Source organism: Amycolatopsis sp. NPDC043885, assembly GCF_056435685.1.
Window position 1 is genome coordinate 63,171 of record NZ_JBWKEA010000011.1, and the last position, 13,190, is coordinate 76,360.

Here is a 13,190-nt window from a genome sequence, read left to right on the forward strand (position 1 = left end):
TCGCTCAGCCGCGTCCTGTGGCGAGTCAGCGACGCTCCGTATCCGGGTTCTCGGGCGTGCTCTGCGCGAGCTCGCGCAGAGCAGTGATGTCTCCGGTATGCCCTGCGGTCCCGCTCCCCACCATCGGCGGACGGCGTTGTCCCGAGCGCTGACTGCGGCAACATCGACCAGCCCGCCGATGGATGCCTTCACTCCGGGCAGGCGAACGGCCTGCGCAAGCTGAAGCTGCTCGCCAGCCGTTCAGGCACGACGGCCTGGGGGCGGCCCCGAGCCCGGCACACGTGAGCTCAGCTGGCCGAGCTCAACGATGTCGTGGCCGCCGCCGCGACGGTCCCGCACTCGACACGCCGATCTGCGGCTGTACGAGGTGACCGGCCTGGCCGCTGGGCGGTCGCACAAAAGGCCCCGGTTCACTCACCCCTCAGCGGACTCGCGCGTCGCAGCCAAGCGGTATCCGGCCTTGTCGAAGAGGTCGGGCGACCCGCCGCGGAAAGAAGTCTCCGATCAGGGCCGTCGCGGCGCTCGGCCGGTGTTTCTCAGACCGTCGGCCCGAGACCGACCCGCTCACGGAGCCAGCCGTACCAGTCGTCCATGCCCTCGCCGCCGGTCGCCGACATCTGGAGTACGCGAGACCTCGGGTTCACCTGCGTCAGCGCGGTGAGAAACATGTCGACGTCGAAGTCCACGTAGGGCAGTAGGTCGATTTTGTTGAGCAGGACCACGTCCGCCGTGCGGAACATATGCGGGTATTTCCCCGGTTTGTCCGCGCCCTCGGTGACCGACATGATCACCGTGCGGGTGCCTTCGCCGAGGTCGAAGAGCGCTGGGCAGACCAGGTTGCCGACGTTCTCGATGAATACCGTGGACCGGTTCGGTGGATCGAGCGTGCGCAGTGCTTTGGCCAGCATGTCCGCGTCCAGATGACAGCCCGCGCCGGTGTTGACCTGGATCACCCGGCATCCGGTCGCCCTGATCCGGTCGGCGTCGAACACGGTTTCCTGATCGCCTTCGATCACGGTCATCGGGAACTCGCGGCCCAGCTCGCGGATGGTGCGTTCGAGCAGCGTGGTCTTGCCGGATCCGGGTGAGCTCATCAGGTTCACGGCATGGATCGCCCGTTCGGCCAGCCAGCCACGGTTGTTCTCGGCCAGCAGGTCATTCGCGGCGAGGATGTCCTGCTCCAGCAGCACGGTCCGCGTCGTTTCCGGATGCACGTGATCGTGTCCATGACCGTGCCCGTGCCCGCCGGCCTCCGGGTCGATCACCCGGGTTCCGGCCTCGTCCGAGCAACCGCAGGTCGCGCACATACGTTCTCCACCTCCACGGATTTGATCCTCAGTTCCCGCCCGGCGAGTACCCGCACGTCGGCGTCGCCGCAGCCGGGGCAGAGCAGTATCCGCGGGTCCTCGACGACGAACTCCAGAGTGCAGTCGCGGCAGACGGCGCGCCCCGGTGGTTCGACCACGTCCAGGACCGCGTCCCGCAGGGGAGTGCCGGCCACGATCACCTCGAAGCAGAACCGCACCGAGTCCACCACCACCCCGGACAGGACCCCGATCTCCAGCGTGACGCGGCGGATAGGGGTGGCGCCCATCCGTTCGATGATCGTCTCGACCGCCGCCTGGGTGATGGACAGTTCGTGCACGCCCGCTCCCTTCGCCGGTCTTCAGCAGATTCGCGGCAGTGGATCCCCGACCAGGAGATCGCAGATCCGGGTCCCGCCGAAGGCGGTGTTCAGCAGCACCAGGCCCGGCGGATCGGCCTCGATCCGGCCGATGATCGCGGCCTGCGAGCCGTGCGGGTGCGCGCGCATCGCGGCCAGCGCGGTCTCGGCCTGCGCGCCGTCGACGACCACCACGATCCGGCCCTCGCAGGCCACGTAGAGCGGATCGATGCCGAGCAGTTCCGACGCCCCGCGTACCTGAGCGCGGACGGGGATCCGCTGTTCGTCGATCACCACGGCCACATCCGCCGCCCTGGCCATTTCGTTGAGCACGGTCGCGACGCCACCTCGCGTCGCGTCGCGCATTGCCCGCACACCAGGGGTTTCCGCCAACAGCGCGGCGACGAGCCCGTGCACCGGCGCGGTGTCCGATCGAAGGTCCGCCTCGATGCCGAGTTCGCCACGGGCGAGCATCACGGTGATGCCGTGGTCGCCGATCGGGCCGGACACGATGACGGCGTCTCCGGGCCTGACCGTCGCGACCCCGAGCCTGTGTGGATGGTCGATCACGCCGACACCTGCCGTGTTGACGTAGCAGCCGTCGACCTTTCCGCGCTGCACCACCTTGGTATCGCCGGTCACGATGGCCACCCCGGCGGCGTCGGCGGCGGACCTCATCGACTCCACGATCTTCGTCAGATCGGCGACCGGGAATCCCTCCTCCAGGATGAAACCCGCCGTCAGGTACAGCGGTTCGGCGCCGGACACGGCGAGATCGTTGACCGTTCCGTTGACGGCGAGGTCTCCGATGTCGCCACCGGGGAAGAACAGCGGTGACACCACGAACGAGTCGGTGGTCAGCGCCAGCCGGGAGCCGTTGATCGTCAGCGCGGCCGCGTCTTCGAGCGGCTCCAGCAGAGGATTGCGAAACGCCTCGAGAAAGACGCCTTCGATCAGGGTTTGGGTGGCCTTGCCGCCGGATCCGTGGGCCAGCGTGATCCGGTCCTCGCGTACCTTGGCCCGGCGCCTGCGGGCCTTGTCGATCCGATCGAGCACCGCCTGTTCCCGGCCGGACGGCGTGCCGGTACCGGCGCTCATCGGATGGCGCCGTCGGCCGTGGCGATGCTCGCCTCCAGCACCCTGGTCCGGGTGAACCGCCCGAAGTTGTAGTACGCCGCGCAGGCTCCCTCGGGTGACACCATGCAGGTTCCGATCGGGGTCTCGGGGGTGCACGCGGTGCCGAAGACCTTGCATTCCCAGGGTTTCAGCACCCCTTTCAGTACCTCGCCGCATTGGCACGCCTTCGGGTCCGCGACCCGCACCCCCGGCACGTCGTACTTCACCTCGGCGTCGAACGGCGCGTATTTCTCGCGTAACCGCAGTGCCGAATGGGAGATGAAACCGAGTCCGCGCCATTCGAAGTACGGGCGCAGCTCCATGGTCTCGTTGATCACCCGCAACGCCTTGAGGTTGCCCTCCCACGGCACGACCCGCGAGTACTGGTTCTCCACTTCCGAGCGGCCTTCCTTGAGCTGCACCATCAGCATGTGGATCGACCGCAGGATGTCGAGCGGCTCGAAGCCGGCCACCACGAGGGGCTTTCCGTAACTCCTGGCGATGAATTCGTACGGGCGGCAACCGATCACCGTCGAAACGTGCCCTGGTCCGATGAAGCCGTCGAGACGCAGGTCCGGAGAGTCGAGGATGGCCTTGATGGCGGGGATGATGGTGATGTGGTTGCAGAAGACCGAGAAGTTCTCGATGCCTTCTTCGGCCGCTCGCAGGATCGTCATCGCGGTCGACGGTGTGGTGGTCTCGAAGCCGATCGCCATGAACACGACCTGCCGGTCCGGGTTCTGCCTGGCGATCTTCAGCGAGTCGAGTGGCGAGTAGACCATCCGGATGTCGGTGTCCTCGGCGTTGGAGTCGAAGAAGTTCCCGTCGCCGCCGGGCACTCGCATCATGTCGCCGAACGAGGTCATGAGCACTTCGGGACGGCGGGCGATGTGGATCGCGTCGTCGATGCGGCCCATCGGGATGACACAGACCGGGCAGCCGGGACCGTGTACCAGGGTGATGGACTCGGGAAGGTAATCCTCAAGTCCGTGCTTGTAGATCGTGTGCGTATGGCCGCCGCACACCTCCATGAACTTGTACTCGCGACCGGGTTCGCACAGGCCGGCGATCTTCGCGGAGAGCACCTTGGCCTTCTCGGCGTCGCGGAACTCGTCGACGAAACGCATGCTTCTCAGCTCCTAAATGATCTGCGAATCGCGCAGAGCCGCGATCTCGTCGTCATAGGCCTTGCCGATGCTCTCGAGGAAGTCCATCGCCGCTTTCGCCTCGGCCTCGTCGATCTTGGACAGGGCGAAGCCGACATGGATCAGAACCCAGTCGCCTGGCTCGATGCCCTCTTCGGAGACCAGCGCGATGTTGATGGCCCGTTTGACGCCGCCCACGTCGACCTTCGCCAGATCAGGGCGGTCCGCGAGGATTTCGATCACTTCTCCGGGGATTCCAAGGCACATGACGGCACCCGATTCCTTCCGATCGCGGCGGTCCGGTCAGCTGACCGGCACTCGCCGATGAGGTCGGCGACGGCGCCCGCGGCCGTGTCCACCGCGGCCGCCACCGCGGGGCTGAGCTCCATGCGATGGTCGAGCACCGCCGGTTCGCAACCGACCAGCAGCACCCGGCCGGGATCCCCGCCGAGGAGGGCGACCAGGTTCAGCACGACATCGGGCTGCATCCCGTGCGCGTCGAGTGCCTCCGCCGTCGGCAGGGGCGGCCCGTCGGGGAGATCCAGTTCGACGACGTACACCGTGCCCGGGGCATCACCCCGGGTGGTGGCGTCCACCATCACCGTCAGGTCGTACTGCCCGGCGACCAGGTCGTAGGCCAGGTGCATACCCCGAACGCCGTAGTCCGCCACCCGCACCCGATCCGGCAAGACCTTCGTGGACATCCGGCGGACGACTTCGACCCCGAAACCGTCGTCGCCGAGGAAGACGTTGCCGATGCCGGCCACCAGTATCCGTGGAGTCATGGCGCCTCCGTGGCGATCGGCTCGATCTCGTCGACGCCGAAGTAGCGATACCGGCCGTGCTGGGCATAGAGCTCCGAGCCGAGATCGTCTTCGAGGGTGACCGCGACATGCCAGACGCCGTCGACGTCGAGCAGCACCGCCTGCACGACCGCGGCCCGGCCGCTCAGGAACATGTCGTGCGCGTCGGCCCGCTTGGCGGGCCGCAGCCGTACGCGGCTGCCCTTGCCAATCGCGACCCCGGCGACGTTCACGGTGTCGGATTCCGGCGACAGCGACGCGTCAGCCTCGGGATCCCACCACGGCACGTCGGGCGGTTCCTCCGCGTCACCGGTGACGGAGCGCAGATAGCGGATCGTGCCGTGGAGCCGGTCAAGCAATTCCGGTGGCATGCTCTCGACCCGGTCGATCAGTTCGGCCGCCCGCGTGTCGGTGGCGCGTGCCTGCCGTTTCTCCTCGTCGGTGAGTGTCAGCGTACGCAGGGTCAGGATCTCGTCGATCTCCAGGCCGTCGTACAGGGGACCTTGGCTCTCCTCGGCGATCTCCGGGTGGTCGTAGAGGATGATCGGCGAGCACAGGACGGTGTCGCACCGGCCGGGCTCTCCGAGCAGGACCGGCCAGGTGCGTTCGTTGACGCATTCGTCGGTGGCCACCGACGCCCATTCGGGCGGGTCGATCAGCGAGAGGAAAGCGCCACCCGGGATGGAGAGCAGCGTGTGCGTGGCGACCATCGAGTGAGCCAGTGCTTCGTCCCTGGTCGCTCCCGGCTCGTCCCAGACGGATTTGTTGTACACCCGCACCCGCAGTTTCACGCCGCCGAACGGCCCTGGCAAAGCCTCACCGCGGAGCCGCAGTTCGCCGCGCAGGCCGGCACGTCTGCGCACCAGCCGCACGTCGTCGCCACCGAGGACCGGCTCGACGTCCTCACCGCCTTCCACGTGGAACGGGACACAGGTTCCCCTGCTCAGGGCCGAGAAGGGGATCGCGGCCGCGATCTCACGTTCGACGGCCTCCTCCCACGTGGTGTACTCGGTTCCGTCGACGGTCAGCGACGGCACCGCCCTGCCGGCCGCCTCGACCACACGTTTCTGCACTTGGAGGAAGCGGAGCCGGACCTGGAGAACCCCGTCGTCCGGTGGCTCCGCGATCAGTTCCGCCTGCGACCAGTGATGTTCGCCGGTCCCCGCCGCCGCGTGGGCGGCGGGAGTGAGCACGCCCCATTGCCAGCGCACCTTGTTCTTCGCCGCCGATGCGCGATACGGGTACAACAGGTAGCCCTCGTAGAGCACGGCGTCGGCTACGGCCTTGGCCCGGGTCAGGGCGTCCGTCACGGTCTCACCCGCTCCGCGAGGTGTTCGACGACCAGTTCCCACAACGCGTGATAAAGCGTGGTCTGTGCCTCTTGGACGCGGTGCACCGACGGAGACGGGACCACGAACAGGTAGTCGATGCCGTCCAGTTCGGCCATCTTGCCACCGTCGTAGCCGGTGATCCCGATCGTGAGCAGACCTCGCCCGTTCGCCTCCTCCAAGCCACGCAGCAGGTTGGCGGAGTTACCGCTGGTGGACAGGCCGACCGCGATGTCGAACGGCTTCGCGAACGCGGCGATCTGCCGGGCGAACACCACGTCGAAGCCGATGTCGTTGCTCAGCGCGGTGATGACCGCGATGTCGTTGGTGAGGCCGAAGGCGGGCAGCGGGGGAGGGGCACCGGCCGGCCCGCTCGCCGGACTGAGGAAGAGGCTGGCCAAGTCCTGTGCGTCGGTCGAACTGCCGCCGTTGCCGAACGCCAGCAGGCGCCCGCCATCGGCGAATCGGCGTGCCATCGCGCCGGCGCACTCCAGCAGACGGCTCCCGTCGCGAGCGAACATCGACTCCCGTAGCGCGATGATCTCGCGCGCTTTGTCCACAGTGGACCGGCGGATCTGGTCGAGCACGGAGTCGGCATCGGAGGAATCCGAGTACAGGAAAGGGTAGAGCGACCGCATGTCCTCGGTGGGTGGCGGGGAGGCCGTATCGTCGGTCCGCTTCACCGGGTGCCCGTCGCCACGACCGCGATCGCTTCGCCGGCATGCACCAGGATGGTGTCACCGACCTCGGCGGTGACCAGCGCGACGCTCACTTGTTCTTCGCGGCCCGCGGCTGTGCGGACGATGGCGTAACGATCGTCCAGCAGACCGAGAACGGTGACGGAGACCGCGGAGTCGGAACAGGTCAAGCAGACGTCGTCACGGCATTCGGGGACGTTCACGCCGTCGTCTCCTTCTCGAGTACGCCAGGATGTTCGAAGAAGACGTGAACCAACTCCCACAGAATGTGGTACATCGTCACGTGTACTTCCTTGACCACCCTGGGGTCCGCTGACGCGGCGATCAGCACGTGGTCGGCGGCTCGGCGGGCCGCGATGGCACCACCGCGGTCACCGGTCAGCGCCACGGTCAACAGGCCCAGGTCGCGGGCCTGTTCGAGCCCGCGCACCACGTTGACGCAGTCGCCGTCGGTGGACAGACCGAGCGCGATGTCCAGAGGTTCCGCCAGGAACCGGATCTGATGCGCGAAGACTTCGGCCAGCCCTTCCCGGTTGGCGATCCCGGTGAGCGTGGCGACATCCGACGTCAGGGAGAGGGCGGGCAGGGCCCGTTTGCCGACTATGACGGGGTGCACGAACTCGACCGCGACATGCTGCGCGTCGGTGCTCGGGCCACCGTTGCCGAAGACCAGGAGCTTCCCGCCTCGCTGGAAGCGGGTCGCCATGCCGCGGCAGGTGCGCGCGATGTCCTCGGCATGTTCGGCGAGATCGTTCAAGGGCCGGATTCGGCGATCGGCCAATGCGTCGAGGACATCGGCACCGCCGGGACGCGACAATTCTGTCACGATCGAATTCCTTATGTGGTTTCAGGACAGGCAGTCGGTATATGTGGTGACGAACTCACCGGTGAGGTAGATGTACTTCGCGCCGAAGATCCATTCTTTCGAGACAGATATACGCCTTCGTCGTCCGCCACGCTGCTGAACGCGCGGTCGCGGTGCCGATACGGACGCGCGATGATCCACGCTCCCGGAAATACGCGCAATCCCGGCGTCGGCCAATTCGCTCGGACACCTTTGTCCAGCGGGAACGAGGCACTAGTGTTCGCTGCCCGCGGTGATACGTCAATGGTGCATCTCGGTGACACGATTCACCGGATCGGGCACTTCCTCGGCCGGTCGATCTTGTAACGGCCGCGGTCGCCGGATCAGCTCAGCGGTGGCTGGCCGAAACGTTCTCGCAGACGGCGCAGGTCACGCATCCGCGGCTCGGTCTCGCCGCCCACCCATCGTCCGACGGTCTTCACCGAGACGCCGAGTTGCCGGGCCGCGGCCTCCTGCGTGAGCCCTTCCCTGCGCAGCACATCGGCCATCCACTCGGAGAAGGTCGCCGGCTGTCCGAAAGATGCCGCTTTCGCCTGTGGCGGCGGTATTGTGCCCTCCAGTTCGGCCACCTCGGCGAGAGTGGGCTCGCCCGGCTGCCCGGATTGCGAATGCAGGACGTCGACCTCGACGTGCTCCGGGAAGATCCGGAACGAGATCTGGATCGTGCCGGTCGGGCCCGCGGCGTCGAGCAGTGCGCGGAAGACCGTCTGGCCCACTTCGCGGTTGTCTTCGTCGGTGAGCGGCGACTCCGCGAGTGAATGACGGACGAATTCACGGATGTCGGGAATCGACGACGGACGGGCAGGGAAGACCTTGGAGAGCACCACGACCGGAAGCAGCTCAATGGGTGTCCTCAGGTCTGCGAAATCCGAAACTTCCACGTGTACCCCGCCCGTCTGCCGAGTTCGGACAGCCTACAGGGGCACGGGTACCCGTCAAAAGGTGGACGGGGCAGCCGGGTCGGACAGTTATGTCCGGCGGGGTACCGGGGGTGTCCTTGCTGCCGCATAAAGACGGGGCTACGGTGATACCGGCCGGAAACCGGAAGTCGATCTTTTCAAGGTCGTTATTACCTGCCGCTTCTCGGGTCGGCATGTCCGTCTTTCACCGTGTCCGCCGGTTGTTCGTCCATTCGAATGTGGTCGAACCGTTCGCAAGGAGGTAATCATCCATGACCACGGCCGACACGGCAGTGGGAATCCCGGATCCGGAGTCGGCCGGCGAGCCGGTCGTGCACATCCTCTGGATGAACGGCGGTCTCGGTTGTGACGGCGACTCCGTCGCGCTGACCGCCGCGACCCAGCCGAGCATCGAGGACATCATGCTCGGCGCGTTGCCCGGTCTCCCCAGGGTCGAGGTGCACTGGCCGCTGCTCGATTTCGAATCCGGTCCGGAAACGGGCGCCGACACGTTCATCGAATGGTGGCACAAGGCCGACCGTGGCGAACTCGACCCCTTCGTGCTGGTCGTCGAGGGATCGATCCCGAACGAGGCGATCAAGACCGAGGGCTACTGGTGCGGGTTCGGCAACAACCCGGCGACCGGCCAGCCGATGACCACGAGCGAATGGCTGGATCGGCTGGCCCCCAAGGCTTTGGTGGTTCTCGCGGCGGGCACCTGCGCGACCTATGGCGGCATCCATGCGATGGCGGGCAACCCGACCGGCGCGATGGGGGTGCCGGACTACCTCGGATGGGAGTGGCGGTCCAAGGCGGGGATCCCGATCGTCTGCGTTCCTGGTTGCCCGACTCATCCGGACAACCTCTCGGAGACCATTCTCTACCTGCTGTTCCAGGCCGCCGGGCAGGCGCCGATGATCCCACTCGACGAGGCCTTGCGCCCGAAGTGGCTATTCGGCGCCACTGTCCATGAGGGCTGCGACAGGGCGGGTTACTACGAGCAGGGCGAATTCGCCACCGATTACGGCTCGTCGAAGTGCCTCGTGAAACTCGGCTGCTGGGGTCCGGTGGTCAAGTGCAACGTGCCCAAACGCGGCTGGATCAACGGCGTCGGCGGCTGCCCGAACGTCGGCGGCATCTGCATCGCCTGCACCATGCCCGGTTTCCCGGACAAGTTCATGCCGTTCATGGACGAACCGCCCGGGGCGAAGGTGTCCGCCGCGGCGACCACCGCCTACGGGACGGTGATCCGTGCCCTGCGCGGCTTCACGAAGAGGACGGCCGACGAGGAACCGAAATGGCGGCACAAGGGCGATTCACTGACGAGCGGCTACAAATCCAACTGGTGAACGGAGCGAGGACCCATCTATGGCAGACACGCGGAACCCCGGCTTGGTGGAGATGGCGTGGGATCCGATCACCCGGATCGTCGGCAGCCTCGGCATCTACACGAAGATCGACTTCGCGGAGAAGAAGGTCGTCGAGTGTCACAGCACCTCGTCGATCTTCCGGGGCTACAGCATCTTCATGAAGGGCAAGGATCCTCGCGACGCACATTTCATCACCAGCCGGATCTGCGGGATCTGCGGCGACAACCACGCCACCTGCTCGGTCTACACCCAGAACATGGCCTACGGCGTGCGCCCGCCGCATCTCGGTGAATGGATCATCAACCTCGGCGAGGCCGCCGAGTACATGTTCGACCACAACATCTTCCAGGAGAACCTGGTCGGGGTGGACTACTGCGAGCGGATGGTCGCCGAGACCAACCCCGGCGTGCTGGAGCTGGCCAACCGCACCGAAGCGCCGCATGCCTCGGAACACGGGATGCGCACCATCGGCGACATCATGCGATCGTTGAACCCGCTCCAGGGCGATTTCTACCGGGAAGCGCTGCATGTCTCGCGGTACACCAGGGAGATGTTCTGCCTGATGGAGGGGCGGCACGTGCATCCGTCCACGCTGTATCCCGGCGGGGTCGGCACGGTGGCGACGGTGCAGTTGTTCACCGACTACCTGACCCGGCTGATGCGCTATGTCGAGTTCATGAAGAAGGTCGTGCCGATGCACGACGACCTGTTCGACTTCTTCTACGAGGCATTGCCCGGCTACGAGGAGGTCGGCAGGCGCCGCATCCTTCTCGGCTGCTGGGGCAGCCTCAACGATCCCGCCCATTGCGACTTCACCTACGAGAACATGGAGAGCTGGGGCCGGAAGATGTTCGTCACCCCGGGCGTCGTGGTGGACGGCAAGCTCGTCACCACCAGCCTGGTCGACATCAACCTCGGCATCCGCATCCTGCTCGGTCACTCGTTCTACGAGGACTGGGAGGACCAGGAGATGTTCGTCCGGCGCGACCCGCTCGGCAATCCGGTCGACCGGCGTCATCCGTGGAATCAGCACACCATCCCGCGGCCCGCCAAGCGCGACTTCGACGACAAGTATTCGTGGACCATGTCGCCGCGCTGGTTCGACGGCACCGATCACCTGGCACTGGACACCGGCGGCGGACCGCTCGCGAGGTTATGGGTGACCGCCCTCGCCGGACTGGTCGACACCGACTATGTCAAATCGACCGGACACAGCGTGCTGATCAATCTGCCGCGAACGTCGCTCAAACCCGCGGTGAGCTTCGAGTGGAAGATTCCACAGTGGAGCAACGCGCTGGAGCGCAACCGCGCGCGGAGCTACTTCCAGGCCTACGCGGCGGGCCTCGCCCTGCATTTCGCGGAGAAGGCACTGGCGGAGATCCGTGGCGGGAACACCAGCACCTGGGAGAAGTTCACCGTTCCCGACGAGGCGGCGAGCTGCGGGTTCACCGAAGCCGTGCGTGGCGCGCTCTCGCACCACATGGTGATCAAGGGCGGCAAGATCGCCAACTACCACCCGTATCCGCCGACACCGTGGAACGGCAGTGTGCGGGACACCTACGGCACCCCGGGCCCGTACGAGGACGCCGTGCAGAACACCCCGATCTTCGAGGAGAACCCGCCGGAGAATTTCAAGGGCATCGACATCATGCGAGCGGTGCGGAGCTTCGATCCGTGTCTGCCGTGTGGCGTGCACATGTCGGTCGGGACCGGCAAGGAGATCACGAAGTACCACACGCCCCACGCCTTCAACGCCGAATACCAGGAGTGAGACCGGATGTCGAAAACGGCCGACATCGTCGGTGAGCGGATGGAAAGCCTGCTTCGCGAGCTGCCGGAAGGTCGTGGCAAACAGATCACGGAAGAGCTGATCCGGCTGGTGGTCGGCATGTACGGCGAAGGGCTCGAGCGGGTCGCCGGGCTGCTGGCCGAGCACGACCGCGACACCCTCCTCCGGTTGGCCGACGACGATCTGGTCTGCAGCCTGCTGCTTCTGCACGACCTGCATCCGGTCGACGTCGACACCAGGATCCAGCGGGCACTGGACCGGGTCAGGCCTTATCTCGGCTCGCATGCGGGCGGGGTCGAGTACCTCGGAGTCGACGGCGACGGGGTCGCCCGGCTCCGGCTGGAAGGCAACTGTCAGGGCTGCCCATCCTCGTCACTGACGGTCAAGATGGCGATCGAAGGGGCGATCGAGCAGGCCGCGCCCGAGGTCACCGGAGTGGAGGTCGACGGCGTCCCCACACCGGATCCGGACCCCGTCCCGGTGTTCCAGGTCGGCATGGGACCGCCCGATGGGTGGCACGCGCCCGAACCGTCCGGTGGCACCGTGAGCCCGGGCTGGAGCGCCCTGCCCGACCTCGGGCCGCCGGCCGGCCGTCCGGTGAGCGTGCCGGTCGAGGGGTTCACCGTGCTGGTCTGCTCGGTGCGTGGAAGCCTCTACGCCTATCGAGATGCTTGCGCCGCCTGTGGATCTTCCCTCGGCGAGTCCACAATAGACGGAGAGGTGCTCAGCTGTGCGGGCTGTGGTGCGCGGTTCGACGTGCGGCTCGCCGGCAAGGGAGTCGACGACGGAGGGTTGCGTCTCGATCCATTGCCGCTGCTCTCGGACAGCGAAGGAGTACGGGTCGCGGTGCCGAAGGCGGTGCCGTCGTGACCCGGCGAGCCGGCCTGAGGCGCTTCGTCGGTCCCGCCGAGGTCGCACCGGCGTCGCCGCGTCCGTCGCATCCGGCCCAGGACGGTTGCGAGTTGTGCGCACGGCCTGCCGGGGAGTGGCACGGTCATGTCGTGGACACTGAGCATCGCTCGATCCTGTGCACCTGCCGTGCCTGTTTCCTCCTCTTCACCAGTCCGGAAGCAGGTGGCGGCAGATATCGGGCGGTGCCGGACCGCTATCTGCGCGACGACGAACGCCCGTTGACCAAAGCCGAATGGGAAGGCCTCGGGATCCCAGTGGGAGCGGCGTTCCTGCTACGCGGCGACAGTGGGACGACGGCGTTCTACCCCAGCCCGGCGGGCGCGACCGAATGCCTGCTGAACCTGGAGGCACTGGCCGAGCTGGCGGCGGCACATCCCTTGCTGGCCGCGGCCGAACCCGAGGTCGAGGCGATCCTGATCCGCGCCGCCGAGGATCAGGTCGAGACCTACCTCGTTCCGGTGGACGTCTGCTACCGCCTGGTCGGCACGGTGCGGATGTACTGGAAGGGCTTCGACGGCGGCCAGGAGGCGCACGAGCACATCGACGGATTCTTCGCGGGAGTCCACTCCGCCGCCCGGCGGTTCGGCGGGGAGGGATGAGCC

At 66.7% G+C, this 13,190-nt stretch carries 15 protein-coding genes; 4 read left to right on the forward strand and 11 right to left on the reverse strand.

Going from position 1 to position 13,190, the window contains the following annotated elements:
- Positions 1-536 precede the first annotated feature (536 nt).
- From hypB to AC069I_RS27865, 11 genes are all read right to left on the reverse strand, one after another.
- Positions 537-1,307, reverse strand: a complete 771-nt coding sequence (hypB, locus tag AC069I_RS27815) for a hydrogenase nickel incorporation protein HypB (RefSeq protein ID WP_478266734.1) — start codon at positions 1,305-1,307, stop codon at positions 537-539.
- Complete coding sequence (locus AC069I_RS27820) at positions 1,262-1,645, reverse strand: hydrogenase maturation nickel metallochaperone HypA/HybF (protein ID WP_478226993.1); 384 nt, start codon at positions 1,643-1,645, stop codon at positions 1,262-1,264. Before AC069I_RS27820 ends, hypB begins: the two co-directional genes overlap by 46 nt.
- Positions 1,646-1,666: 21 nt before the next feature.
- Entirely contained in the window at positions 1,667-2,761 is a 1,095-nt protein-coding gene (gene hypE / locus AC069I_RS27825) for a hydrogenase expression/formation protein HypE (RefSeq protein ID WP_478266735.1), read from the reverse strand.
- On the reverse strand, positions 2,758-3,906 hold the full coding sequence (gene hypD, locus AC069I_RS27830; protein WP_478226995.1) for a hydrogenase formation protein HypD: 1,149 nt from the start codon (positions 3,904-3,906) through the stop codon (positions 2,758-2,760). Before hypD ends, hypE begins: the two co-directional genes overlap by 4 nt.
- 12 nt (positions 3,907-3,918) lie before the next feature.
- Positions 3,919-4,191 (reverse strand): HypC/HybG/HupF family hydrogenase formation chaperone, encoded by a 273-nt coding sequence (locus AC069I_RS27835; protein WP_478226996.1) that lies wholly within the window; start codon positions 4,189-4,191, stop codon positions 3,919-3,921.
- Positions 4,164-4,709, reverse strand: coding sequence for a hydrogenase maturation protease (locus AC069I_RS27840; protein ID WP_478226997.1), 546 nt, complete (start codon positions 4,707-4,709; stop codon positions 4,164-4,166). Before AC069I_RS27840 ends, AC069I_RS27835 begins: the two co-directional genes overlap by 28 nt.
- Positions 4,706-6,037, reverse strand: coding sequence for a hypothetical protein (locus AC069I_RS27845; protein WP_478266736.1), 1,332 nt, complete (start codon positions 6,035-6,037; stop codon positions 4,706-4,708). The genes AC069I_RS27840 and AC069I_RS27845 overlap by 4 nt, the downstream gene beginning before the upstream one ends.
- Positions 6,034-6,693: a D-sedoheptulose-7-phosphate isomerase gene (locus tag AC069I_RS27850; RefSeq protein WP_478226999.1), complete on the reverse strand. Its 660-nt coding sequence runs from the start codon at positions 6,691-6,693 to the stop codon at positions 6,034-6,036. The genes AC069I_RS27845 and AC069I_RS27850 overlap by 4 nt, the downstream gene beginning before the upstream one ends.
- Before the next feature lie 41 nt (positions 6,694-6,734).
- Positions 6,735-6,956 (reverse strand): HypC/HybG/HupF family hydrogenase formation chaperone, encoded by a 222-nt coding sequence (locus AC069I_RS27855; protein WP_478227000.1) that lies wholly within the window; start codon positions 6,954-6,956, stop codon positions 6,735-6,737.
- Entirely contained in the window at positions 6,953-7,570 is a 618-nt protein-coding gene (locus tag AC069I_RS27860) for a D-sedoheptulose-7-phosphate isomerase (RefSeq protein WP_478227118.1), read from the reverse strand. The genes AC069I_RS27855 and AC069I_RS27860 overlap by 4 nt, the downstream gene beginning before the upstream one ends.
- A gap of 371 nt (positions 7,571-7,941) precedes the next feature.
- Positions 7,942-8,499, reverse strand: a complete 558-nt coding sequence (locus AC069I_RS27865; RefSeq protein WP_478227001.1) for a helix-turn-helix domain-containing protein — start codon at positions 8,497-8,499, stop codon at positions 7,942-7,944.
- A gap of 290 nt (positions 8,500-8,789) precedes the next feature.
- Here AC069I_RS27865 and AC069I_RS27870 point away from each other — a divergent pair, with 290 nt between their 5' ends.
- The 4 genes from AC069I_RS27870 to AC069I_RS27885 are packed head-to-tail and all read left to right on the forward strand — an operon-like array spanning position 8,790 to position 13,187.
- Complete coding sequence (locus AC069I_RS27870) at positions 8,790-9,866, forward strand: NADH-quinone oxidoreductase subunit B family protein (RefSeq protein WP_478227002.1); 1,077 nt, start codon at positions 8,790-8,792, stop codon at positions 9,864-9,866.
- Between the two features lie 19 nt (positions 9,867-9,885).
- Complete coding sequence (locus AC069I_RS27875) at positions 9,886-11,658, forward strand: nickel-dependent hydrogenase large subunit (RefSeq protein WP_478234318.1); 1,773 nt, start codon at positions 9,886-9,888, stop codon at positions 11,656-11,658.
- 6 nt (positions 11,659-11,664) lie between these two features.
- Positions 11,665-12,546 carry a NifU family protein gene (locus AC069I_RS27880; protein ID WP_478266737.1) on the forward strand — a complete coding sequence of 294 codons (882 nt, stop codon included), beginning with the start codon at positions 11,665-11,667 and terminating at the stop codon, positions 12,544-12,546.
- Positions 12,543-13,187 (forward strand): DUF5947 family protein, encoded by a 645-nt coding sequence (locus AC069I_RS27885; protein WP_478234319.1) that lies wholly within the window; start codon positions 12,543-12,545, stop codon positions 13,185-13,187. The genes AC069I_RS27880 and AC069I_RS27885 overlap by 4 nt, the downstream gene beginning before the upstream one ends.
- Positions 13,188-13,190 lie beyond the last annotated feature (3 nt).